We start from the raw sequence: 24,740 nt of genomic DNA, 5'->3' as shown, positions 1-24,740 counted from the left end.
AACATAATTTGGTTTACAATTTCCTATAAGTTGCTTTTCATTCAACTTTCAGGGAATATACAAAGGAACCATCGATGTAAAGATGTTGTCAGTTCCCTGAAATTTGGTACACTAAAGATTGTGCCAACATAACATTACATACAGAAAGCGGGATCTCATGAATTTATACTCTCCTTACACCGAGTTTAACCGCAAGGAATGGGCTGACTTGAAAAAACATCAGACCACTCTTCCACTAACGAAAGCGGAATTGGAACAGCTAAAGGGATTAAATGAAGAGGTATCCATTCAAGAAGTTGAGGATATTTATCTACCTCTTACCCACTTTATTGACTTATATGCAGGTGCTTCACGAGAGCTGAATCACTTAACGGCATCTTTTTTGAAAAAAGAAGCACATCACGCTCCCTACATTATCGGTATTGGGGGCAGTGTTGCCGTGGGCAAAAGTACTACCGCCCGTCTGCTTCAAGCTATGCTAGCCAGAGGTAAAGGAAATCCAAAGGTGGATCTGGTCACAACGGATGGTTTCCTGTATCCCAATGCCGTGCTGCAAGAGAAAGGTATCATGAACCGGAAGGGATTCCCGGAAAGCTACGATATCAAGTCACTGATTCAATTCATGGGTGATGTCAAATCGGGCAAACCCGAAGTGATGGCTCCCGTATACTCGCATCTTGCCTACGACGTCATTGCAGGTGAGGAGAATGCCATCTGTCAACCAGATATCCTCATTATTGAAGGAATTAACGTGCTCCAGGTCAAAAAGGAAACCCCACTTCTGGTCAGTGATTTTTTTGACTTCTCCATCTATATCGATGCAGAAGAGGAGCACATTCGTCACTGGTACATTGAGCGTTTCAAGCTGCTACGCAATACAGCGTTTCAGAATGAGAATTCCTTCTTCCACAGTCGTTTTGCCAATCTGGAAGAAGATGAGGCTGTTCTTACGGCAAGTCAGATCTGGAAAGATATCAATGCCAAAAATCTGCATGAAAACATTCTGCCAACCAAAGGACGAGCCAGACTGATTCTGAAAAAGGAAGCGGACCATTCGATTCAGCGTATTCAATTGCGCAAGCTGTAAATGTAACAATAAGCAGAAACCCTGTTGTATTGCTTAATACCCATTTAAAAGGAGACAAGACACATGCAGACCCTGGTTATACTCGGAAGTATCATGATGTTTCTTGCTGTTGCCCTCGGAGCATTCGGAGCGCACGCGCTCAAACGCAGATTGTCTGCTGATATGATCAAAATATACGAGACCGGTGTCCAGTATCACCTTGCACACGGACTCGGAATCATCCTTCTCGGACTGCTCGCTGATCAGCTGGAGCAACCTTCTCTTGTTATGCTGGCTGGATGGCTGCTATTTGCCGGTATTCTCTTGTTCTCGGGCAGTCTGTATGCCCTAAGTGTAACTGGAGTTCGAAAACTGGGTGCTATCACACCGCTGGGCGGAGTAGCATTCTTGGCCGGTTGGATCATCTTATTAATCGCTGCTCTGTAGAACCAACATCGTAAACTGAAAAGAGTGTTCTAGTCGATCTTACAAATCGCTGGAGCACTCTCTTTATGTTTAACTTCGCCATATACGGCGAATGCTGTGTGTGACTTCATCCTCCTGCTGTTTTTCCAGGACATATACATCAGGATTAGTTAGATTTTTCCACCCCTCGAATCCAAAGGATGCATCATGACTGCGAATGATTAGAGATAACATATTGCCGTGTGTAATCACAGCCCCGCCATGCTCAGGTCGAAGCCACAACTCGTCCAATACTTCAAGGCCCCGAGCTGCCGCGAGACGTGAAGATTCGCCACCTTCTTCCGTCCAGTCTTCGTCCTTGTATGTACGTTCAAGCACATCCATCCAGTTATCCAGATGAAGGGTACTAAGCACCCTCTCTTGCAGACGTTCATCCGTATGTATATGTTGCAGGACGGTTTTGCCCAGTGGCGCGGCGGTCTGAAGTGCCCTTTTCCATGGACTCGACACAATATATTGTACAGGGTGCTCCGCCAACAACTCAGCAAGTTCTTCTGCCTGACGAAGTCCTTCTTCAGTGAGCTCGGCATCCGGTTCTTGCCCTGTTGCTTTGGCATGACGGATGAGATAAATAGACTGCATCGCCCCTCACCTCCTGTTGATTCACTTACATTCAATGCTTCTCCAGATATTTGAGTGCAATTTGCATGTTCTCCCGGTCCTCCGAACGGCCAGATGAACTAAGAAAAGTAACCTTATCCCCTCCCCACGCTCCCTTTTGATTTGCCAACCCAAGAAGTTGCTTCAAGCGGTTAACTGTTCCCGTACTGCCATCAATAATTTGAATATGATCAGGCAGAACCGTACGAAGAATCGATGTGTAGAACGGATAATGCGTGCAGCCAAGTACAACTGTACCGTATAAGTCCAGATCAAGATTAGCCAGCTTGAGGCGGAAGTACGCCGCAATCTTCTGTGGATCAAAATCCAACTGTTCACACCATTCCACTAGTTCTGGTAATGGAATGGAATCAACACTGTGGTGATCATCCACCCGGGATACCAATTCATGATATTTTGTTTGACTCAAGGTCAGGGCTGTAGCAAATACAAGCACCCTTTTGCCGCTTCTTCGATTCATCTCCACTGCCGGTTTCACAGCAGGCTCCATCCCGATAACGGGGATATCATACTTGGCACGTAAATCCTTCACGGCCAGACTGGTCGCTGTATTGCAGGCAATCACGATTGCTTTCACATTTTCCTGAACAATAGCCTCCACACAATTGAAAATATGTCCTCTAACCTCATCCGCTGACTTGGTCCCATAAGGAACATGCAATGTATCGGCATAATACAGAAACGCTTCTTCAGGGAATTGATGCAAAGCCTTATGCAAGACGGTTAAACCACCGATTCCCGAGTCAAAAAATGCAATTTTCTTCTTCAAGGGTTTCACCTCTATAACGTATTCTTTCAGGTTCCTGGAACCTCTCATTCCTGCTCATGATGACTGGGAGGTGAGTTATGTTATTCTACATTCATTTTATACTGTCTGAGCCAGTCTTTTCCACTTTGCCAGTTTTCCACCGGATTGTGAGTTCCAAGCAGTTCGACACTCGCCTGAGCCATGACCCATTCCTTAAGCCCGTCATTCGCACTAGACTCCAGCTGCTGAATCAGGACGTTCAGTCCCTCTTCACCAGTATCCAGAATTTGAACATACGCCTCTGTGTTAGCACCAATATAATCACCTGGATTACTGCTGGTCAGAATCATCTCAGGACCGTTCAGAATTTGCTGAAGGTTGCTTTCAATCTTCGACGTTACGTCCTGACTTTCCGCCTGATTCGAGCATGCTACCAACATCCATGCAACACATAGCAATGCCGTGCCGCTTGCAATACGTTTGCGAATCATGGAATCACTCCTGCCATTGTTCCAGAATCAACTTCCATTTTTCTTCCTTTAACTCCTGTCCTGACAGAATCTGCTTTTCGGATTTCAACCACTTCAAACCCAAATGATTGATACAATCTACAAGCCCACGCAGCGGATTGATGCCCTTCATTTAACACATGAATCCATCCTTTATGACGTAGTCGTGATGCTGAAGTCCACACCAAACTGGATTAGTCCCAGCTTACGGGCAACAGTCTGCGATGCTACATTGTCCCAAGATGTACTATAGATCGGAATGCGCCCATTCTTTTTAACATGATGCTGCCAGCACTTCACCGCATCCACTGCATAACCCTTTCCTCTGAAACCAGGCGCCGTATAGAGACTCGCCTCAGCACCCTGTTTGGATACACGGGCTGAACAACATACAGCGACAGCCGAATCCTCAATAACATAAGCGGCAACGGGCATTTTCTCATGCAGACGCTCTATTAAATCAGGAAAATGCTCTGCCAGCAGAAAAGTACGATAACTCTCTATAAGCTGAACATTTGGATGCCATTCGCCACACTTCTCAGGAAATGCATAAGCCGGGCCCATCCATACACCCTTCACTGGCTTAAAAGTCTCAACTCTCCGAATCAGCTTCGAAATATCAAGCGGAAGCCCAGATACACAGCCTAGCTCCTCAATCAGAGTGAACGGCAACTGCGCATGATAATAGGAACATTGCCCAGCTGAGGTTATTCCAATAAATAAGGCTGGAGCCCTCCCACCATCCGGTTCATTAATGCTTAAGAGACGGTTCCGATCATCCATCGTATACAATGTATCTGCCTGTATTTTCATCATATCCATGGGTAAAAGGTTTGATATGGGATTCATAATTACGGAACAAGCCTCTCCAAAAGTGGTTTGCTTACACTTCTTTTTCCAGCTTCATGCTGCTGAAATTCAGGTATTATTCCTGACACCGTATATTTGCACATTGCCTATACCCCCTTCATTAATTTCCATTATACGGTATATTACGTGCAGATACGAATCCAATGTGCACAATTGCGAATGGGAAATATACGTGAGAATTTTACGAGACAGACAACGATCCAAGATAGCTTATTTATCCTGCAGCAGAGCTTTTTTCCATGATTCACTTAATTCTGTAACCGACCCATAACGCTGAGTCCGCTCTGGATTAACCGCACGCACAACCACCTGGTACAATGCTTTTCCGGCATCCCACCTGGCATACGAACGATCCAGTTCTCCACCAAGCAGTGAGAAAGCCATTGCTCCCATATTGAACACATTCGTGACTCCGTCAATTGGCGCATCCAACTCAAATTCCTCAGGAGACATAAAGCGGGATGAACCCCACATCCGTCCCATCGTATTCACAAAAGAACCCTTGCGATACAAATCAATATCGCATATCTTCATCGTTTGCTTGTCAAAATCATAGATCAGACTGCCATCGTAAAAATCAACAGCCACATACCCTCTACGCTGCACTTCGATGTGGAAATCCAAAATCTGCTCCATCGCCTGAATGCGCGTCTTTACCGGAAGCTGTTTGAATCGATAATAGGGGGAACGCGGGTCCTCATATTTGGCTGGCGGTGGATAATCCCAATGGAAATGCAGACATTCTCCTTCCACCCAATCAAATACACAGGCATAGCCATGTTCCGTTGCAAAATGATCCTTTAATTGAATCAAGGTGTCATGTGCCAAATCTTCGTATATCGAAACGGATGATTTCAGATAATTAATCGCTTCGGCAGGCTCTCCTGTACTACTCGCATGGATCGTGCGTGCTCCAGCATATTTCACGAATTGCCTCTCTCCATCCTGACCCATGACACCAAAGGACAAATTGCCGGAATCCTGCTGATCAAACACACGAAATACGGTACCCAGGCGCGCGATCCACTCGAATGAATGAGGTTCTTTTAATACAAAAGAAATGCCGTCAAGTTCAAGCTGAACCGTGTCCGTCATATGTCACCACCTGTTTCAACCTGCTCATCGCCTAAATTCAAACGCTCAGCATAAAAGTACGTCATATGAGCCTCATCGTAGCCCTTTCCCTGAACTACCAGCGCCTTAAGTTCAATGCCATAGACTTCAAATCCGTAGTGCTCATACAACCGTCGGGCTGACTGGTTTGTGGTAACCACACTGAGATTGATTTGTTCTATGCCCTCCAGATCCCTGCCCCGATCCAACACTTCGCGGAGCAATCGGGAAGCAAGCCCACATCCACGATATGACGGTGAGACATAGACTCCCCAGATATAACCTTTGTGCCTTAGCTTAATCCCATGTTCCCGTTTGAATCCCATCGTTCCTGCAAGGATGCCTTCTTCTGTGTATGCCCCCAGAATGTAATCATCGGGTTCGGTATGTATGCGTTCCTGAACTTCACTCATGGGAAGCTGAATCGACATTTCAAATGAAGCCCCGAAGGCTTCCGGATGATTTTTCAGCGCTTCCAGCCGTAAAGGCCAATACTGCTCTGCCTCATCTCTGCGTATATTGCGAAGGATGAACACGTTCTCCTTTTGACCTTCATTCATGCTTCAACCACTCCCTGCATTTCATAAGGATAATCAATCTGGAGCTTTACATTCGCTGCAGCTTCCTGTCCTGCAAGCAAACCTACGACATAAATCCCAAGATCAATGGATGTCGCAACCCCTCCCGCTGTAATCACATTTCCGTCTTTTACAATTCGGGTTTGAATCACCTCGGCAACGTAAGGCTCAAGCAGATCATAGACATTGGGATGCGTGGTTGCTTTTTTACCTGTTAAAAACCCTGCCGACCCCATCAGCAGAGAGCCTGTGCACACGGATACCTTCAGCGGAACATTCTCGGCCTGCCTCAGCCAGCCCACAAAAGCCTCATCAAATCGAAGCTTGCGGGTTCCCATGCCACCAGGTACAAAAATGAGATCATATTCCGCTAAATTTGGCTTCACCCGGTCCACCTTCAACGTTAAACCCGATTCGTCCGTGACCTGATCTGTCATCGCACATGTTTCCCATGTGGTGCCTTTGGTTTGTTCAAAGAAATTCAACCGATTGATGACATCATAAAATCCTGCAAAATCAAGGAAAGTCAAACCATCAAACAAAACAAAAGCGATTTTCATATGAGTGTCCCCCAGTGTTTTTATTTCGACGCATCTGGCTCCATGGCTTCCTTCACCCAATCGCGCTCGGGCAATTTACTGTTGATACGGAAGAGCAGGCCAACAATGGACAAAAGTAAAATAATGACAATGATTTCGAACATAGCTCTTTACCCCCAGCATTACGAGTTGAGTTTTGCGTTTTACCCTATCTCAATCCACGCGCTATAATCCACTCCAACCATTTCCATGGCAGCAGTAACTTTCCGATGATAAGCAATCGCGACCCTTTACCCAGCGCATAACGAAGCCTTGGTGCACGCATCCGTGCAATGCGAGCAATCAGATCGGCCACTTCCTGTGGATCAGGTGCAGTCTCTCCAGCATGCTGGGAATAACGCAGAACCGCGTCCAGCTTATCTTTATAGGGGGAATGATTGCTCCTGTGAATTTCACCCAAGCCTTTATTCCAGATGGGTGTGCGATAAGCACCTGGTTCAACTATGACTATCCGTACGCCAAATGAGGACATCTCATGACGCAAGCTTTCCGTGAAACCCTCCACAGCGAATTTGGATGCTGCATACGGCGCATAACCCGGAAAACCGGACAACCCACTAACGCTGGACAAGTTGATGATCAATCCCTGCTTTTGCTCACGCATGACAGGCAGGACCGCACGCGTAACGGCAACCAAGCCAAAGAAATTCGTTTCCATTTGCCTACGCCAATCGTCCATGGATACTTCCTCAATAAATCCGCCAAGCGCAAATCCTGCATTGTTCACCAGCATATCGATTCGCCCATTGTTTTGAAGTACCGTCTGAACAGCCTCCTGCACCGAATTAGCATCCGTCACATCCAGGCGAATATACTGTAACCGATCCGAAATATCCGCCTGCTCCGCCAGAATTGCCAATTCTGCATTCCGACTCAAATCACGCATCGTTGCCACAACACGATATCCTTGTTTGGCCAGCGTAATCGCCGTGAGCATGCCGAATCCGCTTGATGTGCCCGTAATTAACGCCACGGGAGCGTTTGGGTCGAATTCTTTCAACTTTTTCACGGTTGGTCCTGTTTCGCCCTGTATAGATTCATCCTCTATCTGTATCTTCTGTTCTGTCATCTGCTTCACCTCTTCCCTCGGTTGATTTAGTTGATTTAGTTGATTTAACTTCGTTACCACTTATCATCACAACGCTTCACTTAAGTGTGCTGTCTCTCCACTCGGCGCAGCTTCGTTATTCCCGGTTCAAACGTATAAGGGACAAATCTGATCTCGGGTACGCTACATTCCAGCCTCGCACCCAGCTTCATTAGTTCACGCTGTACTTCGGCCTCCACCTGCTGCATCCCTTCTCCTCCTCCTAGCCGAAGCGATATCTCCAGCGTCCCGTTACCCCGCTGTACGACGCGATAATGTTTGATTTCAGGAGAGGCTGCAATCACCGCACGCGTTACAAAATCCGGAAATACAGGTACGGCTTCACCCGTTAGTCGATGTGGAAAATAAAGCGTGTCATCACAGCGGCCTTCGATCCGCTCAATGGCAGTGAACGGAGAACCACAGGCACAAGGAACCGCTGCCTCGGTTAGAATGTCGTTCAGCCGATACCGGATTATCGGCTGTGAGGTTCTGGAGAAGTCCGTGATCACAGGCACGAACCTTCGGGTCGCGGGATCAATGAACTCTTTTTCAATATGAACGATGTCTTCATTCAGATGCAGCGTGCCGAAGCGGCAGGTTGCGCCCAGGAACCCTTCAGTACACTGGTAGACCTGATGAACCGTTTGACCAAAAACATGCTCCAGCACCTTGCGATCCAGCGGGTCCAGCACTTCGGCAACCGAAATGATTTTGTCCGGTACAGCGGTCAATGTACCTGACGTATAAGCGTCAGCCAGCATTCTCAGCATGGAAGGTGGCGCTACCCATACGGTGGGTCGGTATGTCTCCATACGTTCAACCAAGGTATCTACACGCTCCAGCAGATCAAAATATTGAAATTGAAGCTTGCCCCGCTGCACCGATTCATACAAATTACTGTTGGCCCGCAAGAAAAAGGCGATTTTGGCAGGCTTCCACAGTCCGCCAGGCAGGAGCTTGGCCAGCACCGTCCCTGTCCACGCATCCTGCTCCCGATCACTCACCAGAAACAACCCCCGGTTGCCTGATGTGCCTGAGGACAAGCCCACTGTCACGCCCTGAACGGATGGTTTAAAATCACGCGTTTCCTCACTTTCCCCGGCGAGAGCCATCGCTTCGTCCTTGGAAATGCCTACCGTGTTGAGTCGATCGAAATGCTGCATCATGACCGTTTTGTCAATCAACGGAAAGCTTCTCCAGTTGGATGCATCAACATCACCCCACCACTCTCGGTAAAAAGGTGACTTTTCACGAACCCGCTCCACTTGCCGAATGATCTGGCGTTCCTGCCAGCGTCCAAGCAGCGCTCGTGTTTTCCATTTTCTCAATCCCCGTGCAAGTGCATAATGATAGACAATACGCAGTGTATTACTCATACCTCCTCAGCCCCTGTACCCCAAGCATTCAGCGCCTCGCGGCAATGACTGGGCACAATCCGAATCGCCGGAAACTGCTGATGTAACTGAACCAGTCTGTCAAAATTCCTTCGATACGTCAGACGATCCGACATAATGATTCCTGCCAGCGCATGAGGTCTGCGTTGTTCCTGAAAAGCACGACTCGACCACACCGCGTCCGCGCACAGAAAATAGTCATGCGACTCAGTACTGAGCAAAATTCCCATCATGCCTTCCGCATGACCCGATACGTCAACACCCAGCAGACTGCCATCACCGAAAATATCGCACACCTTGGAAAAAGGAAAATCCTCACCCGCTCTCATCCATCGCTCCGCCTGCATCGTAACAGGCAATGATCGGGCATCAAAGTCCTCTGGCAGCAAGCCGGATAGAAACCCTGCCTTTACAGCCGAAATAGGCCCAAGTGAACGCACGGCGTCATAAGCTCTTGGCAGATAGATCAATTGCGCCTGTGGGAAATCCCGCACACCTGCGATATGATCCCCATGAAAGTGCGAGAGGATGATGTACCGAATATCCGAAGCTTTCAGCCCTAAACGGGCCAGAAAATGTACCGCACTGTCTTCTTCACGATATACCACAGGTGTAATATGACGGTACAGCGCGTTTGGCAAGTGAGCGGTTTCTTTGAAAAAGCGGGAGCTATATCCCGTATCCAGCAGAATCGGACCATGTACAGGATGAATGATGCAGGCAAAGCCTGCTGGAAAAGCCACGGGACGTAAACTTCCACCACGGAGTGTCAGAAACTCCGGATGTGTGCAGTAACCTGCTGCGCCCAGATGAAGTTTTACCGATGTTGTTGTCAGCATGATTCAGCCCTCCACCAGTCTGCAAATTGTTGTAACCCCTCATCAATGGTCACCCGAGGCACATACTCTAGTTTCTCACGGGCATCCGTTATATCCAACGTCTGCGGGATAGATAACGAACCAACCGTATATCGCGTTAATTGAGGTTCACCTAACGCAGGAATCAAGCGATGTACACGTTCTAGCACTGCGGCTGCTCCGTATGCTGCTCTGTAGGGAATGTTTCGACGGCGTAAAGGCATTTCCAGCATCCCAAACAACGTGCTCACCAAATCCTGGAACGGTCTCGGATCTCCATTGGAAATATTGTAGGCACGACCCAGCGCTTCTGTCTTGGCATCCTTGCATAACAATAGCGCATCCACCACGTTATCCACGCAAGTCAGGTCAATGAGTGCCTGTCCGCCTGCGATCATAGGTACACCCGATTTGGCATTTGCTGCAACGATTCTGGGAAAAAGGGTCTGGTCATACGGGCCAAAAATAGCTCTGGGACGAATCATGATCGATGGAAGTCCATTGGCATGAGCCTGCAAAACCACTTGCTCGGCGAGCCGCTTGGTGGCTGCGTAATGATTAGCTGGTTTGGAGGGCAAGGGGTCATTCTCGTGTATGTCATATCGGGAACTATAGTTAAAATATAAGCTCGGTGTTGATACATGGATGAATCGCTGTACGCCACCTTTCATGCAACTATCCAACAATTTCTGTGTCCCCTCCACATTGCTGCTGTAGAAATCCCGGTATTTGCCCCATGGCGACGATAACGCCGCACAGTGAAATACAACATCCTGACCCGAACAGGCCTCATTCACCGCCACCTGATCCCGTATATCGCCGTTGTAAAATCGGATGCCTGCCGCCTCAAGCTCTGTACCGTGCTTTTGCTGGCGTCCCATACCCGTAACTTCCCAACCTTGCTCGGCAAGCCGTATCGCCAGATGCCTGCCCAGACATCCGGTTGCTCCTGTAACCAATGCTCTATTCATCGCGATGTTCACCGTTCCATTCTATGTCGTGAGTCAAAGCTTCAGTCAGCGAAAGCTTATGTTTCCTTGCCAGCCGCCAGGCGGACAGTACAACTGCAAATTGCTCAAACCAAGGTTTCGGATCGTGTCTCTGGTATACTACATCCCTCGTTCCTCGCCAAGCTGCCATCCATGCCCCCATGCTTCCCTTCCCCCAGAGCTGCTGCAATCCACTTCCCAGCATCGGAAGCATCAACATCGCCTTACTGCCTTGCTTGGGGATGATCACTTTTGCTGCTTTCACCAGTTCTTCAGGTGCAAATAAAGCACGTACCAAGCCATCACCAGGGTAAAACAAATGGATGCCACTGGTCGCCCTCGGATTACACTCAATGGCATACACTTGTCCGTCCTCTGTCTCGATAAAATCAAACCCAATCTGCCCGCTAAACCCTGTCGCCTGTACAAATTGCCTTACCCACTCGTAAATCCCTTCATGCTCCACATGTTCAAAAAAAACACTCGCTCCTACGCTGCCCGTTCGATAGCGGCTGTCGTAGGTCGTATGTGCAACGATTTTCCCTTCATAAGCTACGCTGTATGTACATAACATTTGCCCGGCAACGTAAGCCTGCGCAACCCAAGGGGAAGCCGAGGATATTTCCGTGTCACCAGGAGGATCATTCTGTAAACGGGACTGCTTCATTTTACCTGCGTATATCTTCTGATCAGGTGCGCCTACATCAAATTCTGCTATGGAGGATATCGGCATAAGAACTCTTGCGGCAAAGCGGGAGTACACTGGCTTCCATACCCACTCTCCCTCGGTTTCCAGAACAGGCTGTACTTCCATCCATTCCTGCCGACTGTGGATCAGACGGGTATCCGGAACCGAAAGACCAAGCGACTCTGCAAGCTGGATAAAGTCATATTTATGATGCAATTCATGCAGCTGCTCTATAGGCGAAACAAGTACACGGCAGTGATTGCGCAGCTGCTTTGCTCCTTGAGCAATATAAAAGACTTCTTCACACATTGGAATCAACAAATCGATCTGCCAGGCTTGAACCAGACTCTCCATCTCTAACAAGTAATTCTCTGTTTCATGACGTGGAGATGGAACCATGAAGCACTGCTCCACTGCACCGGACAATCTGCACAAATGACGCACTACGCTCTCTGCGACGTAAACCCGGTGACCCGCACGATGAAACATACGCGCCAGATCGAGTGTTACCGGAGCCCGGCCGCCTGTGAGCAGCACATTTAAGGATTCTGATGTTGGATGTCCATTCTTTCTGAATCTAATAGTCAAAAATGAGTCCTCCCAGTGATAATCCGGCGGCTGTACCGATCATTAACACCCGATCTCCCCGCTGAATGCGCTGCTGCTTGATCGCTTCATGCAGCCCCATCGGAATGGAAGCGGCTATTGTATTGCCATGATTTCGTGTAATGTCCATAAAACGGTCCTCTTCGATTCCCAGCTTTTTGCGAATCAGCCTCATCGCCATGGCACTTCCCTGATGCGGAATCACCAATTGGAAATCCTTCATCTGATTACCGGTGGCCTGCAACATATCGTCAATAAATGCTGGCAACAATCTGGATGCCATACGGAAGATAGCCTGTCCATCCATATGAAAAAGATAGGGTTCAGGCTGCTCTGCCACATAATTCGAGGCATGCAGACGAGTGCCCCCACCGGCAATTTCTGAAAACCGCGCGCCGCGGCTGTACGTTTTCAGCGAGGCATGTACAATCTGCGAAGACTCTCCTTCAGGGGAGCGTTCAATAATGACAGCAGCAGCTCCATCACCGAACAGGGCAGCACTCTCCTTGTTTGACCAATTTAATCCCTTCGAAGCGATTTCCGTAGCTACAAGCATCACCCTTTTATAACGCCCGGCATCCACCATATAGGAGATAACATCCAACCCGTTCAGAAAACTCAAGCAGGTCGCATCCATGTCAAAAGCCGGTACACCTGAATCCTGCTGCCCCATCGCCTGTTGAATAAATACCGCCGTACTGGGTAAAGGTTGTTCCTTCGTACCGCTCGTACACACCAGACAGTCTATATCCGCAAACGTCAATCCTGCATCCGCAAGTGCGGCTTCGGCAGCCCTCGCTCCCATGAATGAAGAGGTCTCTGCACCCGAAGCGTAGTGACGCACACCTACACCTGTTGCCTTGCTGACCCAGCCCGCAGGCACGTGCAAACGGCGATCCAGCTCCTCATCCGTGACTTCCTGTTCAGGCAAATACTTGCCTGTTCCAACAATTCTCACTCTTCTAAGCTGCATATGACCTACCTCTTTCTATCTTCTGACTGATTGATATAAGTTCAAGTAATGAATATTTACACTAAAATTCCGATGACAGAACAACCTTCTGATCGCTGGTATGCTAAACGCCAAGATGAAGTGCAGAAAATACAGCAGAAGGGCAGATGTCTCTGCCCTTCCGGTAGTGTTATCTTTTTTTATTCAGTCACGTTGATTAATTTCCTCACTTCAAAATCTCGGCCAGTGCAAGATCGAGTGTATCATATCTGAACGTAAACCCTTCCCGTTCCAGCCTTTCGGGAATCACCCAACGGCTTTTGAGAACCAGTTCCGTTTCGGTCCGAATGAATCGGGCTCCCAGTTCAAGCATCCAGCGAGGCGAAGGAAGTCCGATCCGAACTCCCATCTGCCGCCTCAGACTCTCCATAAGCTGGCGGTTCGTGACAGGATGCGGAGAAGAAGCATTAAATACACCTTCCAGTTGCGGATGCTCCTGAACATAGATTACCATGCTGAACAGATCCTCTATATGAATCCAGCTAAACTGCTGGGTTCCAGGCCCTTGTGATCCACCCAGGCCAAAACGGACCAGATTGGTCAGTGGCTCCATGACGCCGCCTTCTCCCAGCACAATAGCAATACGTAATGCAATCTGGCGCGTAGACGGCAGACTGAATTCAAAAAAAGCCTTTTCCCACGCCTTGGCGACATCTACCGAGAATCCGGAGCCAATCTCGCCCTCCTTCTCCGTCATGGGACGATCTTCTGCATGTCTGTATATTGTGGCCGTGCTCGAATTAATCCATAGTTCAGGAGGATTGCTACAAGCCAGAATAGACTCACCCAGAATGCGGGTTGTCCGGGTTCTGGATTCCAGAATGATTTTGCGGTTCTCGTCCGTGTAACGGCAGTTTACGGATTTTCCGGCCAGGTTAATCAGCAATTCTGCACCTTCAAGTGCCTGTATGATTCCAGCCTGGTTCTCCCAGGCAACATGACCGGGCTGACGTGAGATGATGAGCACCTCATAACCAAGCTCCTTGAATCTCTGAGCAAAATCCTGACCAACAAACCCTGTTCCACCCGCCAACACAACCTTTTTCACGGTATCCCCTCATTTCCCCATACTGGGTAAAGCAAGTACACTATATATGGACTAACACCGACTGCGACCGTTTTGTTTGATTTTAATTTACGCCCAAGGCTGCGTATAAGCGATTGCGTTCTTCGATCGCCCATGCGTTTGTTTGGTTTTGCTCCAACTGATACCGAAGCTCGTCATGGAAATCATGAATCATGAATCCTTCAGGCAAGTTCCCCAACATGGCTGTAAAATTGTATTCAGGCAGTTTTCTTTGTCCTTTACCGATCTGCTTCAACCATTCCATCCATTCGACAAGCGTCAGTACTTCTTCCTGCCATAGCTCGGCCTGTAGTCCGAGTGCATCCTGAAGCTGCTCATAAGCAGATAGATCGGAGAAGGGGCGGCATGCTTGCACAGCCAGTTCATACAACTCGATTACTGCGCGCCGTACCTCATGCTCAAGTTCAATCTCCAATCCTTCCATGAAGTCCTGAACCTGGATGCTCAGTCCGTCATCGTATAATAATGGTGCTTGTGCCAACAGACGTAAAATCTCTTCCATGTCATGCGCTGAAATTTTCTTTTGCTCATAGAGAGCCGGTAACCTATATGCTGTAATGATCATTCACTCCTACATCGTTCTTCTATTAATGACGTATATTATATCATGCTTTGGCGGGTTATCCTTGAATCACTTTAACGATAACAAAAAGACAACTTTACTCTTTCAGGAGAGCATAGGTTGCCTTTCGTGTTCCTATTGGAGAAGCAAACATCGTCTAGATAAACGCTTTAACTGCTGCAAAATACTCACGAATCATATTGATCGGTTTCAGATAGCCCGGTGAAGGAGCCGAGATGCCGTATTCGGCAGCGTAACCGTTCTTGGCCGCCAGATACTTGGATCTGAACATATGGTAGTCACTCGTGACAATCATGATCTCGGGATGCTCCAGCCCGGATGCAGCAATGATTTTTTTGGAAAAAGCCATATTCTCCTGGGTGCTTGTCGATTGATCTTCCATAATTACCTGTGCGGGGCTAATGCCCTGATCAACAAGATAGTTTTTCATGGCGAGTGCTTCGGGAATCGATTCTCCCGGCCCCTGCCCGCCGGATACAATTACTGGCGTATCAGGATGACTGCGAATATAGTCAAGACTGGCATCTAGTCTTTGTTTTAAGGTTAAAGACAATTCTGTGCCCTTAATTCCCGACCCGAGAATAATGACATAATCCGCTTCTTCCGGATCATTCGCACGAAGCTGAGTAAACACAAGCGCTTCGATAATGACAAATGAAACCGCAGCGATCCCGAACCCGGTAAGCAGGATGCGTTTTAGCAGGATATGCTTTTGATAATCAATCCGTCTTAGCACGATAAAAGCTACAGTGATCATGCCAAAAAACTTCACCGCGAAGTTCCAGCCCCAGAAGACCAGAAAGAACACAAAACATGCAATGAAAATAAGATCAAGAATCAGGCCTTTTTCTTGTATAAACTTTTTCATAAATCCAGTAACACTCCTTCTCGGGCCTTCACTTCCGTCATATGCCCTCGATTCAGGATCTTATAATCGTAAGCTTGGGCCACTGTTGTTGCCAGCACTTCTTCTCTACACGCTGATTATAATAGTCTTCATCCAAGAAAAACGGACTTTGGCGTACGATTAATGTATACAGATCCTCCAACCCATACGGGGCACAGATATCCACCTGATCCTGATCATCTAACCTTACACCTATGGCAGTGGCGATTTCTGGCCAATATCGAAGAGCATCTTCTGTGGATTGATATGGCTCGTTTCCATTGTGCAGATGCATCCTAGCCTGATTCTTCACAGACCACTTGGAATTGCCTGTCGCCTTGCGAAGCCGTTGTTCCAACAGCAGATCCCGCTCCTCACGCATGTCTTCCACATCATAGTAAACAACATCAATATCGCTGTGCAACTCGCGGAGAGAATAGTCATGAAGCACATCCCAGATATAATTTCGAATATACCCCGCACCTATGTAACACTGAGGCAGATCCAGACTGCGAACCCGCCGCAGGTCGTGCATTAATTGTTCATGCTCCGTAATCGCCTGAATCAACTTTTCCTCATGCAGCATATAGCGTCTCTCCCTGTTACTTTGTCTTTTTAATTGCAGAGCTACCATTGCTCACTTTCATTTTACCGAAACACTGCTTGTTCCAATATATCATGTTTGAGTACCCTCAATAAAATAAACAAATCCCCTCAGGAGTCACCTTAAGCTCATCTGAACAGATGTTTCTTAAGATCAATTACCCTGAGGGGATTGAATGAGGAGATCGAATAAAGGGATTAGGCCTACTAGAATTCCATTAACCCCACATGCCAATCAGTAATATGCCGCCAAAAATAACGATGGAACAGAGAATACGCTTTTTCCCCTGCTGTTCTTTCAGTAACAAAATACCAAGGAAGGCCGCGAATACCGTCCCCACTTCCCGAAGCGGACCCAGTCTCGCCATCGGCGCCTGCTGTAATGCAAACAGAAATAACAGGTATGAACCCGGATTAAGCAGTGCTCCCAGCATAATGGTCGATCGGTTCTTCTTCCACTCCTGACGTAATTGGCGGGAAGCGAGCAGCGCCGGGGTCAATCCGGCCACAAAGCCGATATTCGTCACTTCAAGTAAGGACAAGGGTGAAATATGCTCCAGATTCAATTTGTCCACGAACACATAACTGGTTGTACATAACCCGACACATAAGGCCATCAAAACCGGCTTTGCCCCTTTTACCCCTGAGCCAGATTTGCCGTCTCTACTTCCCACACCACTGAGCACCGTAAATCCTACAATCATGCAGGCAATACCGACCCAGCCGAACACTGACAACGTTTCCCCCAGAAAAGCAACGCCGATTAATGGCACCAGCAAGGTGCTCGTTCCCCGCATAATTGGATAAATCTGCGACAAGTCGCCCAATTCATACGTCTGCGACAGTAGCCAGGAATACAAGGCTTGCAACGCCATCGATAACACGAGTAGTGCATAGGCTGGCATGGATAAAGGTTCACGTACCAACTCTACGATAAGCACAGGCAGCAGTATAACGGTCGGAATCATCATGATGGACCATAAAAACACGCTTTTGTTTAAACTGCGTTTGGTGAACATGCTCCAGACAGCGTGAGCCATCCCGGAAGCAAGCACCAGAAATATAGGTAAAATCATAATCAAAACGTTCCTCTCTAATCCCTTGCTCTTCTATATTCTCTAATGTGCCGAAGCGCTCTCAGGTTGATGTGCTGGCTGTTCCTTCACGACCGATCCGTCTTCCAGACGAATCCAGGTATCAAAGCTGCGTTGTCCCGCTTGCAATTGAATGACCCGTCCTCCGCGCAGCATACCTTCCCTTCCGTATGTACTGTGTCCACTCGAACGCCCGTAGCAGAGACGAATACCGTGGTAACTCCCCTGAAAATCATTCACATGATCATGTCCGCAAAAGGTCCCCACCACATCGCCCATCTCCAGCAGTGCAGAGAACAGACCCGAGTTCACTTGGGCAGAGCAGACAGGTTCGTACTTGCTGCCGTAACAGATTTGTGTCTCCCACATGGACTGATATTCAGGAATCGGGATATGGAAAAACGCCAAGGCTGGGAGCTTCTCCCCGCGGCTGCGGCCGGGATTGACGCGTGTGGATTCAGACATCAGCCATTGGATCTGATTGGGCTGAATCCAGCCATAACCGGGAATGGACTCGAACTGGGAATAATCCCCTGAATCGAGTAAATACAACACTGCCGCCGGATGGCCATCCGCTCCGGCAATCTCCAGTGTGTAATTGCCCAAGCCCGCAATGTCACGCGGCCCAGGTTCCGTCACGGTGTGTGCATGCTGCTGAATCACATCCATTAATCCATCGGGGGTAATCCGATTCTCTGTATCATGATTGCCGTACACAAAAGCCCACGGAATACCACGTTCTTCCACCACCGACACGGCATCCCGGAATGCCTGCTCCGGATTTTCACATTCCTTATTGCCAGAATCGACTGGTCCCGTGTAGATGACATCGCCTGTAAATACAACCAGATCGGGTTGTTCCGCTTCAATTACCGTTTTCATTAATTGCCCGGTCCGAAGATCTTCAGACCGCCCATCCTTCCAGTGTAGATCTGTAAACTGTACGATTTTAAAAGTTCCATTTTCTTGAAAAGCAAGCTGTCGTTTCACCCTTTTTCCTCCCTGATGATCCATGTACTATGGACCAAATTTATTAATGTTGTTTGTTGTGGTTTTTCGTTGTTTTATATGATCTTATCGTCACATCATATTACTGTCAATACATATTAAGAACAGAATCCAAACCTTATTCACACCTTGATTACCATTTCAAAATTGACAAGGGCTTCTCACCAACTTAAACTATTAAAACAACAACAATCCACAATATCTCACAACTCTAAAATATATAAAATTTAGATTGGAACTTCAGGAGGCACAACCCATGTCTTTAACGTATGAAGAACGCAGACACACCATTCTTATCCAACTTGCTACGCAGGGCAAGGTTCAGGTACAGGTTCTGGCGGATCTGTTTCAGGTATCCACGGAAACGATTCGGCGGGATTTGGATCGGCTTGAAAAGGAAGGCGAATTGCGCAAAGTATACGGAGGAGCTGTACGTGTACGCTCAGGCATGACCGAAGCCCCTTTTCAAAAGCGTGCGCAGCTTCAACTGAACGAAAAGCAGGCCATTGGCGTGGCAGCCGCCTCTCTGATTGAGGATGGAGAGACCGTAATGCTGGATAATGGCACAACAACGCTGGAGATTATGCGACAGTTGCGACATCGGTCTCAGGTGACCGTCATTACCAACTCCGTTCCCATTCTTACCTGTGCACTGGAAGAATTTGCAGGAAAAATTATTTTCGCCGGAGGAGAAGTTACCCCGGTCATACAAGCCTCTACCGGACCCATTGCTCATGAATTGCTCAGTCAATTCAAAGTCAACAAGGCATTCATCTCAGCAGGCGGCGTTTCGTTAACGGATGGGATCACAGATTATGTGTTGGAAGAGGCACTCATCTCCCGCAAAATGATGGAGCGTGCGGAGGAAGCTATTTTGGTCGCTGATCATACCAAGTTTGGACGCTCCACCTTTGCCCAGATTGCGCCTATAAATCAAATATCCATGGTGATCACAGATTCTGGATGTCCCACAGAATGGGTGGAGGCTCTTCACCAAATGGAAATAGAAATGGTTCACAGTGTTTGACAATGTGAGCCATTTTCTATATTTTAGAAGTATAATGATCGTTCTATCTTATTCTGAAGGGAGGGCCTTACCCCTTATGAGCAGCAAAAAGGAAATGCTGTTGAACGTGGCTGAGGAATTGTTCTACCTGCACGGTTTTCACTCCATCGGCTTGAAGCGAATCATCACAGATGCAGGGATTGCCATCATGACGTTATATAATCACTTTGCCTCCAAGGATGATCTCATTGTTGAAGTGCTTCGACGGCGAGAACAGCGCTATCTGGAACAGCTGCGGCAGTATGCCGACAACAAAGCGCAACCTGTATTGCTCAATCTGGCGGAAGGACATGCACGCTGGTTGATGGATCATGAGTCGAGAGGATGTTTGTTTTTGCGTGCCAAGGAGGAATTTGGCGGAGATATAAACAATGTCATTGTACAAACCGTCAACTCGCATAAGAAACATGTGATGACCTTGATCAAAAATCTTGATCCTGCCGCAAGCGACCGTGCAGTGTTGCAATTTAACCTGCTGCTGGAGGGTTCCACCGCGCTTGCTGAGACAGAAAATGTAAATAACGTGTGCCGGGAACTCATTCACATGACGCAAAATAGTTTCAATTAGTCCCACACCGGGTGAGTTAGTAGTTCAACTCACTTTTTTATTTCAAAGAAAATATAATGATCGTTCTATCTAAAAGGCGGTGGATTTGTTGAAAAAAATTATTTTCCCAGGGATTGCACTTATCGCTGTATGTTATGCATTCGGGAGATTCAGCTATGGGCTGTTTATGCCGGAGATCTCGGAAGCACTCCAACTGGACGATGCTCAATCCGGAGCAATCAATTCCGCAACCTACATTGCGTACTGCCTGTCTCTACTTAGTGCTCCACTGTTAATTAATCGCATTGGGCACTATTATGTCATTCAAATGGCGGGTGTTAGTGCTGTGCTCGGTTTATTGGGCATTGCCTTGTCTCCAAACGTGTTTGTTCTCACACTAGGCGTATTTCTTGCCGGATTAAGTACAGGCTTAGCCTCTCCTGCATTGGGTAACACCGTCTATGCTGAGCTTGCGCCTGAGCAGCAAGCCAGGGGGAATAGCTGGATTAATACAGGTACCAGCTTTGGCATTATCATATCTGGTCCGATCTACTGGCTATTCACCGAGTATTGGCGTTTAACCTACATCTTCTTCGCTGTTCTCGGTGTTGTGGTGGTGCTGTGGAATAGTCGCGTTCTTTCCCCACGCAAAACAGAGCCTTGTACCAAGTCCCTCTGGACATGCATGAAGCCGACCAGACCGGGTGTCGCTCTGCTCATGGCCACCCTTCTGACAGGCATCAGTTCTGCGATCTATTGGACCTTTGCCCGAAACTTCCTCACGGACGAAAAAGGGGCCTCCGATTCGGAAGCCGTACTGTTCTGGATTGTAATGGGGATTATGGGGATTCTCGGCGGGTGTGCTGGCCGCATTATTGAACGGATTGGGATCGGATGGTCCTATCGGATAGGTATTCTGCTCTTGTCTGTTTCACTTGGCGTTATCCTTCTTCCATCGATGGCCTCCAGCCTGGTCTCAGCCGTGATGTTTGGCAGCACCTATATTTTTCTGACCAGTGTGTTCATCGTGTGGGCGACCAGGTTATTTCGTCCAAATACGTCCATCGGGATCAGCCTTGCTTTTCTCGCGCTCGGTGCAGGGCAGTTCATAGGTTCATCGGTAGCCGGTTACACCATTGAAATGTTCTCCAACACTACAGCATTTCTGGCCTTTGCCGTACTGGGTCTGTTCGGATTACTTATTCGAGTGAAATAGCCAGAACATTATTGGACCCACAAGCAGACCACCGACTATACATCCGCTGCGCATCTGAAACCAATATGCCCAGTAGATGTATCAGGCGTATTGGGGATTCTCGCCGCCACTCTATAGCGATTGCAGTAGGAACGGTGGCATAGGTAGGAACCCCCCTTTAACACCTTACGTTCTTCATTGGGAGATAGTTCCGTATCAGTAGCTGTAGCTTTCTCATGATCCGTAACGTAGCTATCAACGCACCACTCCCACACATTGCCTGACATATTATAAAGTCCATATGCATTGGGCGGAAACGATTGAGATGGAGCGGTGCCTGCATAACCGTCGGCTGCATTATTTTTCGTTGGAAATACACCTTGCCAGATGTTGCAATAGTGTTGCCCATCGGGCCTTAACGTATCGCCCCAAGGATATTTCTTCTGAATCAGGCCACCCCGTGCTGCATATTCCCATTCGGCTTCTGTAGGCAGACGTTTACCCGCCCAGCGGCAATAGGCATTGGCATCATTCCATGAGATATGAAGAACCGGATGATCAGAGCGATCTTTTATATTAGAATCGGGTCCTTCAGGATGAGCCCAGTCTGCACCTTCAACAACCCACCACCAGGGCGTCTGTTGTACCACGGTTCGAACTTGAGTCGCCGTTTGCGGAGAAACGAACAGATGAAAAACAAAAGACCAGCCAAACCGCTCCGCCTCAGTCCGATACCCCGTCTCACGAACAAATTGTGCAAATTCCGCATTGGTTACCGTACAGGCATCCAGATAAAAGGAGTTCACCTGAACTTCTCTGACGGGGCCTCCCCCGTCTGCTTCAAAAGCTTCGGGGTCATTTGTGCCCATCAGGAAGCGTCCACCTTCAATACGAATGCTTTCTTTCTTCGCTGCTCTATCGGTTAGAGTTATCTTGAAATCAGCTGAATAACTGGTATGACTGGATGGCTTGTCCTCTACAGCCTCTACCGATGCAGCCGTTTCCTCTGGCAGACTCTTTTCCTCCAACTTACCGTCTCGGCTTGCAGCGCAGCAGCAGGAAGAAGGTTTCTTTGGCAGCTGGTCATGCATCTCAAGCATCCCCTTCCATAAGTAGGTTTAAGACTCGCTCTCCCTATTGTACACGGCAGGACGAATATCCGGATACGGGTGGTGTTGTCATTCCCTAAATTTCTTGGATTACCCCTTTTCAAGGGGAAATATACAGTTAATGGAGTAATCCACCATCAAAAAGGTTACTAATTTCATAAGACAATAAAGTTATGTACTTTTGTCGTGGATTAAACAGCGGTGGTAGCATTCAACGAATGGTGAAAACATCAGAGGCCTTATATCCATTCACAAGAAAGACGTAACATATAAAAGCGTCAGCAAAGTATAAGTCATTATGCAAATGCTGACGCCTTTTTAATTAGTAGAAGTTCAAATGACAGCCCTATCTCCAACTCCACTTCGGTAATTGATCCAGCGTAATCACATCTTCGCTATTGTATACTTCCTTCAAATACGCTATCTCATTGTGATTGCCACCCCTCAGGAATTCTCCAGTCCAGGTACAGAACCAGCTCCAGTGCACGCCCTGCTCTTTCATTTGCTTTGGATCAGGAATGGAGCCGTTCTCGGCTAAGGCAATGATTTTGCTGTCATTCACCAGTTCACGAAGATCCCCATAACGTTGAGCCAGTGGGCTGTGATCGCCTGCTGCTGGATACACATCCACACTCACAATATCCACCATATCGTCACCCGGATACCACTCCGGCTTTTCCGAGTTCCACACCCAGATCAGATTACCCAGCTTATACTTGTTGACCAATTGATCATACAACAGGCGATATAACTGCTTGGCAGGTTCAGGCCCTTTGACTCCCCACCAGAACCAGCCTCCTTCTGCTTCATGAAGCGGCCGGAATAACACAGGCACCCCAGCATTCTTGAGTTCTTGCAGATGTACTGCAATTGTATCGATATCCCGAATCAATAGGGTATACTCTTGCGATTCAGGATGAGCCAATGCTGAATCGAGATTGTAGGTCGTGGCATCCGTATAGAAACCGCGCCACCATTCCTTGCCTGGTTCATCTATCAGATGAGTAGGGGCATTCCAATGCCAACACAATGTCACAATTCCGCCTTGCTGGTGCCATGCAATCGCATCCCGAATTTCCTGGGAAGTCGCGCCGCGGTCTGTTCTTGATGGAGAATAATCCATGAGATCGAATCCGATCACCGCCGGCTTGCGGCCTGTATTCTCATTAATCCAGTTCAGATTGCCGTAATCCTGCTGACCCGACAGTACCCCTTTTCCATAACACTCTACCAAGTACTTCATCAGTTCTCTGGCCACGGAAGTCGCCGCTTCATTCACCAGAATACTGCTGATCCTGCTCTCCATCATCGTTAATCCCCCTCTGCTTCTTATCCAACAACCCCGGAGCGTTCAATACTCTCCACGAAATAGCGCTGTACAAACAAATACAAAATAATGAGCGGTGCAATCGCCAGCAGAATTCCTGTATCCACAATCATGGCTACATAGTTGGGATCTGCCTTCATACCCGAGTTCGAACCAAAACCCATCAATTGGGGAATCAACTGGTTGGCTTGGGCAGGCAATGATGCCACCTTCAGTGAGATGAGTGGACTTTCACTCATGAATAGCGCCGAATAGAATGTATCGTTGTACTGCCAGACAAAAGAGAACAGAATAACCGTGATCAGCGGTGAAATGGCGTTCGGCAGCATGATTCGGGCAAATGTTCGAAACCCGCCTGCTCCATCAATCAGCGCAGCTTCTTCGATCTCTTTGGGCATGCCTTTGAAGAACTGGCGGAAAATATAAATGAACAGCCCCGCCTTCAGCCCACCTGCCGTAGCCGCGGTAATCATGGACGGCCAGTATGTATTCAGCAGATTGATCCCCTCTCGTCCCGTGAACAGATGAACCATTCCCAGGATGTCAAAGTTGCGGAAATGCAGATACATCGGCACCATCAGGGTGCTTGTCGGAACGAGAATAGTGAGGATGACCAACACAAACAGCACATTGCTGCCGGGAAAAGAAAAGCGGGCGAAGCCGTACCCGGCTAACGCACAGGATATCGCCGTGAGCAGCGTTGTAATCGTGACGAACAACAGCGTATTCGCCAGCAATGGAAAATAATTCATCACCTGTGCCGCAAGCTTGATATTATCCAGCGTAAAATGCTGGGGAATCATATAGATGGTCGGATTATAGATATCCTGTTTATCCTTGAATGCAACCGAGATTTTTAGAAACAACGGATACAAAATAATAAATGAAATACCGATAACCAGTGCATATCTGAATATGGAATACAGGAGGTCCGATGTCTTGTTTCGTACCCTCTGCATGCGGTAGTTGTCTTTCGGAACCACCACCATGCGTTCCGTTCCCGACACAG

The 24,740-nt window shown here is 47.9% G+C and carries 29 protein-coding genes; 5 read left to right on the top strand and 24 right to left on the bottom strand.

The window, feature by feature from the left end; translation table 11 throughout:
• Nucleotides 1–157: 157 nt before the first annotated feature.
• Together coaA and AMS66_RS08575 are read left to right on the top strand one after the other, a co-directional pair.
• Nucleotides 158–1,087, top strand: a complete 930-nt coding sequence (gene coaA / locus AMS66_RS08580; RefSeq protein WP_053780396.1) for a type I pantothenate kinase — start codon at nt 158–160, stop codon at nt 1,085–1,087.
• A 63-nt stretch (nt 1,088–1,150) separates the two neighbouring features.
• Nucleotides 1,151–1,513, top strand: a complete 363-nt coding sequence (locus AMS66_RS08575; protein ID WP_053780395.1) for a DUF423 domain-containing protein — start codon at nt 1,151–1,153, stop codon at nt 1,511–1,513.
• A 69-nt stretch (nt 1,514–1,582) separates the two neighbouring features.
• Here the strand turns inward: AMS66_RS08575 and AMS66_RS08570 are convergent, their stop codons facing one another.
• The 21 genes from AMS66_RS08570 to AMS66_RS08480 all read right to left on the bottom strand — a co-directional run bounded on the left by AMS66_RS08570 (nt 1,583) and on the right by AMS66_RS08480 (nt 18,469).
• A complete protein-coding gene (locus tag AMS66_RS08570; RefSeq protein WP_053780394.1) occupies nt 1,583–2,134 on the bottom strand; it encodes a histidine phosphatase family protein in 552 nt (183 codons plus the stop codon).
• A gap of 31 nt (nt 2,135–2,165) precedes the next feature.
• Nucleotides 2,166–2,990, bottom strand: a complete 825-nt coding sequence (murI, locus tag AMS66_RS08565) for a glutamate racemase (RefSeq protein WP_053780393.1) — start codon at nt 2,988–2,990, stop codon at nt 2,166–2,168.
• Nucleotides 2,991–3,022: 32 nt separating this feature from the next.
• On the bottom strand, nt 3,023–3,412 hold the full coding sequence (locus AMS66_RS08560) for a hypothetical protein (protein WP_053780392.1): 390 nt from the start codon (nt 3,410–3,412) through the stop codon (nt 3,023–3,025).
• 4 nt (nt 3,413–3,416) lie between these two features.
• Entirely contained in the window at nt 3,417–3,563 is a 147-nt protein-coding gene (locus AMS66_RS32680; RefSeq protein ID WP_160319677.1) for a hypothetical protein, read from the bottom strand.
• 20 nt (nt 3,564–3,583) lie between these two features.
• Nucleotides 3,584–4,252: a GNAT family N-acetyltransferase gene (locus tag AMS66_RS08555; protein WP_236703281.1), complete on the bottom strand. Its 669-nt coding sequence runs from the start codon at nt 4,250–4,252 to the stop codon at nt 3,584–3,586.
• 258 nt (nt 4,253–4,510) lie between these two features.
• Nucleotides 4,511–5,395, bottom strand: coding sequence for a serine/threonine-protein kinase (locus AMS66_RS08550; RefSeq protein ID WP_053780390.1), 885 nt, complete (start codon nt 5,393–5,395; stop codon nt 4,511–4,513).
• Complete coding sequence (locus tag AMS66_RS08545) at nt 5,392–5,973, bottom strand: GNAT family N-acetyltransferase (protein WP_082350618.1); 582 nt, start codon at nt 5,971–5,973, stop codon at nt 5,392–5,394. The genes AMS66_RS08550 and AMS66_RS08545 overlap by 4 nt, the downstream gene beginning before the upstream one ends.
• Complete coding sequence (locus AMS66_RS08540; RefSeq protein WP_053780389.1) at nt 5,970–6,551, bottom strand: DJ-1/PfpI family protein; 582 nt, start codon at nt 6,549–6,551, stop codon at nt 5,970–5,972. The genes AMS66_RS08545 and AMS66_RS08540 overlap by 4 nt, the downstream gene beginning before the upstream one ends.
• A gap of 20 nt (nt 6,552–6,571) precedes the next feature.
• Nucleotides 6,572–6,694 (bottom strand): hypothetical protein, encoded by a 123-nt coding sequence (locus AMS66_RS34330; RefSeq protein WP_269084534.1) that lies wholly within the window; start codon nt 6,692–6,694, stop codon nt 6,572–6,574.
• A 44-nt stretch (nt 6,695–6,738) separates the two neighbouring features.
• The gene (locus AMS66_RS08535; RefSeq protein ID WP_053780388.1) at nt 6,739–7,659 is read right to left on the bottom strand and encodes an SDR family oxidoreductase; all 921 of its coding nucleotides are present in this window, start codon (nt 7,657–7,659) and stop codon (nt 6,739–6,741) included.
• Nucleotides 7,660–7,739: 80 nt separating this feature from the next.
• Nucleotides 7,740–9,056 (bottom strand): F390 synthetase-related protein, encoded by a 1,317-nt coding sequence (locus tag AMS66_RS08530; RefSeq protein ID WP_053780387.1) that lies wholly within the window; start codon nt 9,054–9,056, stop codon nt 7,740–7,742.
• Nucleotides 9,053–9,913, bottom strand: coding sequence for an MBL fold metallo-hydrolase (locus tag AMS66_RS08525; protein WP_053780386.1), 861 nt, complete (start codon nt 9,911–9,913; stop codon nt 9,053–9,055). Before AMS66_RS08525 ends, AMS66_RS08530 begins: the two co-directional genes overlap by 4 nt.
• Nucleotides 9,907–10,902, bottom strand: coding sequence for an NAD-dependent epimerase/dehydratase family protein (locus AMS66_RS08520; RefSeq protein ID WP_053780385.1), 996 nt, complete (start codon nt 10,900–10,902; stop codon nt 9,907–9,909). Before AMS66_RS08520 ends, AMS66_RS08525 begins: the two co-directional genes overlap by 7 nt.
• The gene (locus AMS66_RS08515) at nt 10,895–12,196 is read right to left on the bottom strand and encodes an ATP-grasp domain-containing protein (RefSeq protein WP_053780384.1); all 1,302 of its coding nucleotides are present in this window, start codon (nt 12,194–12,196) and stop codon (nt 10,895–10,897) included. Before AMS66_RS08515 ends, AMS66_RS08520 begins: the two co-directional genes overlap by 8 nt.
• On the bottom strand, nt 12,186–13,187 hold the full coding sequence (locus AMS66_RS08510) for a beta-ketoacyl-ACP synthase III (protein ID WP_053780383.1): 1,002 nt from the start codon (nt 13,185–13,187) through the stop codon (nt 12,186–12,188). Before AMS66_RS08510 ends, AMS66_RS08515 begins: the two co-directional genes overlap by 11 nt.
• Nucleotides 13,188–13,392: 205 nt before the next feature.
• A complete protein-coding gene (locus AMS66_RS08505) occupies nt 13,393–14,274 on the bottom strand; it encodes a TIGR01777 family oxidoreductase (RefSeq protein ID WP_053780382.1) in 882 nt (293 codons plus the stop codon).
• 82 nt (nt 14,275–14,356) lie between these two features.
• A complete protein-coding gene (locus AMS66_RS08500) occupies nt 14,357–14,878 on the bottom strand; it encodes a hypothetical protein (RefSeq protein WP_053780381.1) in 522 nt (173 codons plus the stop codon).
• A 154-nt stretch (nt 14,879–15,032) separates the two neighbouring features.
• The gene (locus tag AMS66_RS08495) at nt 15,033–15,764 is read right to left on the bottom strand and encodes a YdcF family protein (RefSeq protein ID WP_053780380.1); all 732 of its coding nucleotides are present in this window, start codon (nt 15,762–15,764) and stop codon (nt 15,033–15,035) included.
• Nucleotides 15,765–15,816: 52 nt separating this feature from the next.
• A complete protein-coding gene (locus tag AMS66_RS08490; RefSeq protein ID WP_330219301.1) occupies nt 15,817–16,368 on the bottom strand; it encodes a nucleotidyltransferase family protein in 552 nt (183 codons plus the stop codon).
• Nucleotides 16,369–16,603: 235 nt separating this feature from the next.
• The gene (locus AMS66_RS08485; protein ID WP_236703279.1) at nt 16,604–17,461 is read right to left on the bottom strand and encodes a DMT family transporter; all 858 of its coding nucleotides are present in this window, start codon (nt 17,459–17,461) and stop codon (nt 16,604–16,606) included.
• Nucleotides 17,462–17,503: 42 nt separating this feature from the next.
• Nucleotides 17,504–18,469: a metallophosphoesterase family protein gene (locus tag AMS66_RS08480; protein WP_053780379.1), complete on the bottom strand. Its 966-nt coding sequence runs from the start codon at nt 18,467–18,469 to the stop codon at nt 17,504–17,506.
• 274 nt (nt 18,470–18,743) lie between these two features.
• Here AMS66_RS08480 and AMS66_RS08475 point away from each other — a divergent pair, with 274 nt between their 5' ends.
• The 3 genes from AMS66_RS08475 (at nt 18,744) to AMS66_RS08465 (ending at nt 21,316) form a co-directional block, all read left to right on the top strand.
• Nucleotides 18,744–19,514, top strand: a complete 771-nt coding sequence (locus AMS66_RS08475) for a DeoR/GlpR family DNA-binding transcription regulator (protein WP_053780378.1) — start codon at nt 18,744–18,746, stop codon at nt 19,512–19,514.
• Between the two features lie 76 nt (nt 19,515–19,590).
• Nucleotides 19,591–20,121: a TetR/AcrR family transcriptional regulator gene (locus tag AMS66_RS08470; protein ID WP_053780377.1), complete on the top strand. Its 531-nt coding sequence runs from the start codon at nt 19,591–19,593 to the stop codon at nt 20,119–20,121.
• Nucleotides 20,122–20,200: 79 nt separating this feature from the next.
• Nucleotides 20,201–21,316 (top strand): MFS transporter, encoded by a 1,116-nt coding sequence (locus tag AMS66_RS08465; RefSeq protein WP_236703278.1) that lies wholly within the window; start codon nt 20,201–20,203, stop codon nt 21,314–21,316.
• A 35-nt stretch (nt 21,317–21,351) separates the two neighbouring features.
• On the opposite strand, the gene AMS66_RS08460 is transcribed toward AMS66_RS08465, so the two are convergent.
• The 3 genes from AMS66_RS08460 to AMS66_RS08450 all read right to left on the bottom strand — a co-directional run bounded on the left by AMS66_RS08460 (nt 21,352) and on the right by AMS66_RS08450 (nt 24,690).
• Nucleotides 21,352–22,395: a formylglycine-generating enzyme family protein gene (locus AMS66_RS08460; RefSeq protein WP_456238478.1), complete on the bottom strand. Its 1,044-nt coding sequence runs from the start codon at nt 22,393–22,395 to the stop codon at nt 21,352–21,354.
• Between the two features lie 355 nt (nt 22,396–22,750).
• Complete coding sequence (locus AMS66_RS08455; protein WP_053780374.1) at nt 22,751–23,713, bottom strand: glycosyl hydrolase; 963 nt, start codon at nt 23,711–23,713, stop codon at nt 22,751–22,753.
• A gap of 20 nt (nt 23,714–23,733) precedes the next feature.
• Entirely contained in the window at nt 23,734–24,690 is a 957-nt protein-coding gene (locus tag AMS66_RS08450) for a carbohydrate ABC transporter permease (RefSeq protein WP_053780547.1), read from the bottom strand.
• Between the last annotated feature and the right edge of the window lie 50 nt (nt 24,691–24,740).

The sequence above is a fragment of the Paenibacillus xylanivorans genome, assembly GCF_001280595.1.
In the GTDB taxonomy this organism is placed as follows: Bacteria; Bacillota; Bacilli; order Paenibacillales; family Paenibacillaceae; genus Paenibacillus; species Paenibacillus xylanivorans.
The sequence above is the reverse complement of the archived record's forward strand: the minus strand, read 5'-3'. Positions and strand labels throughout refer to the sequence as shown.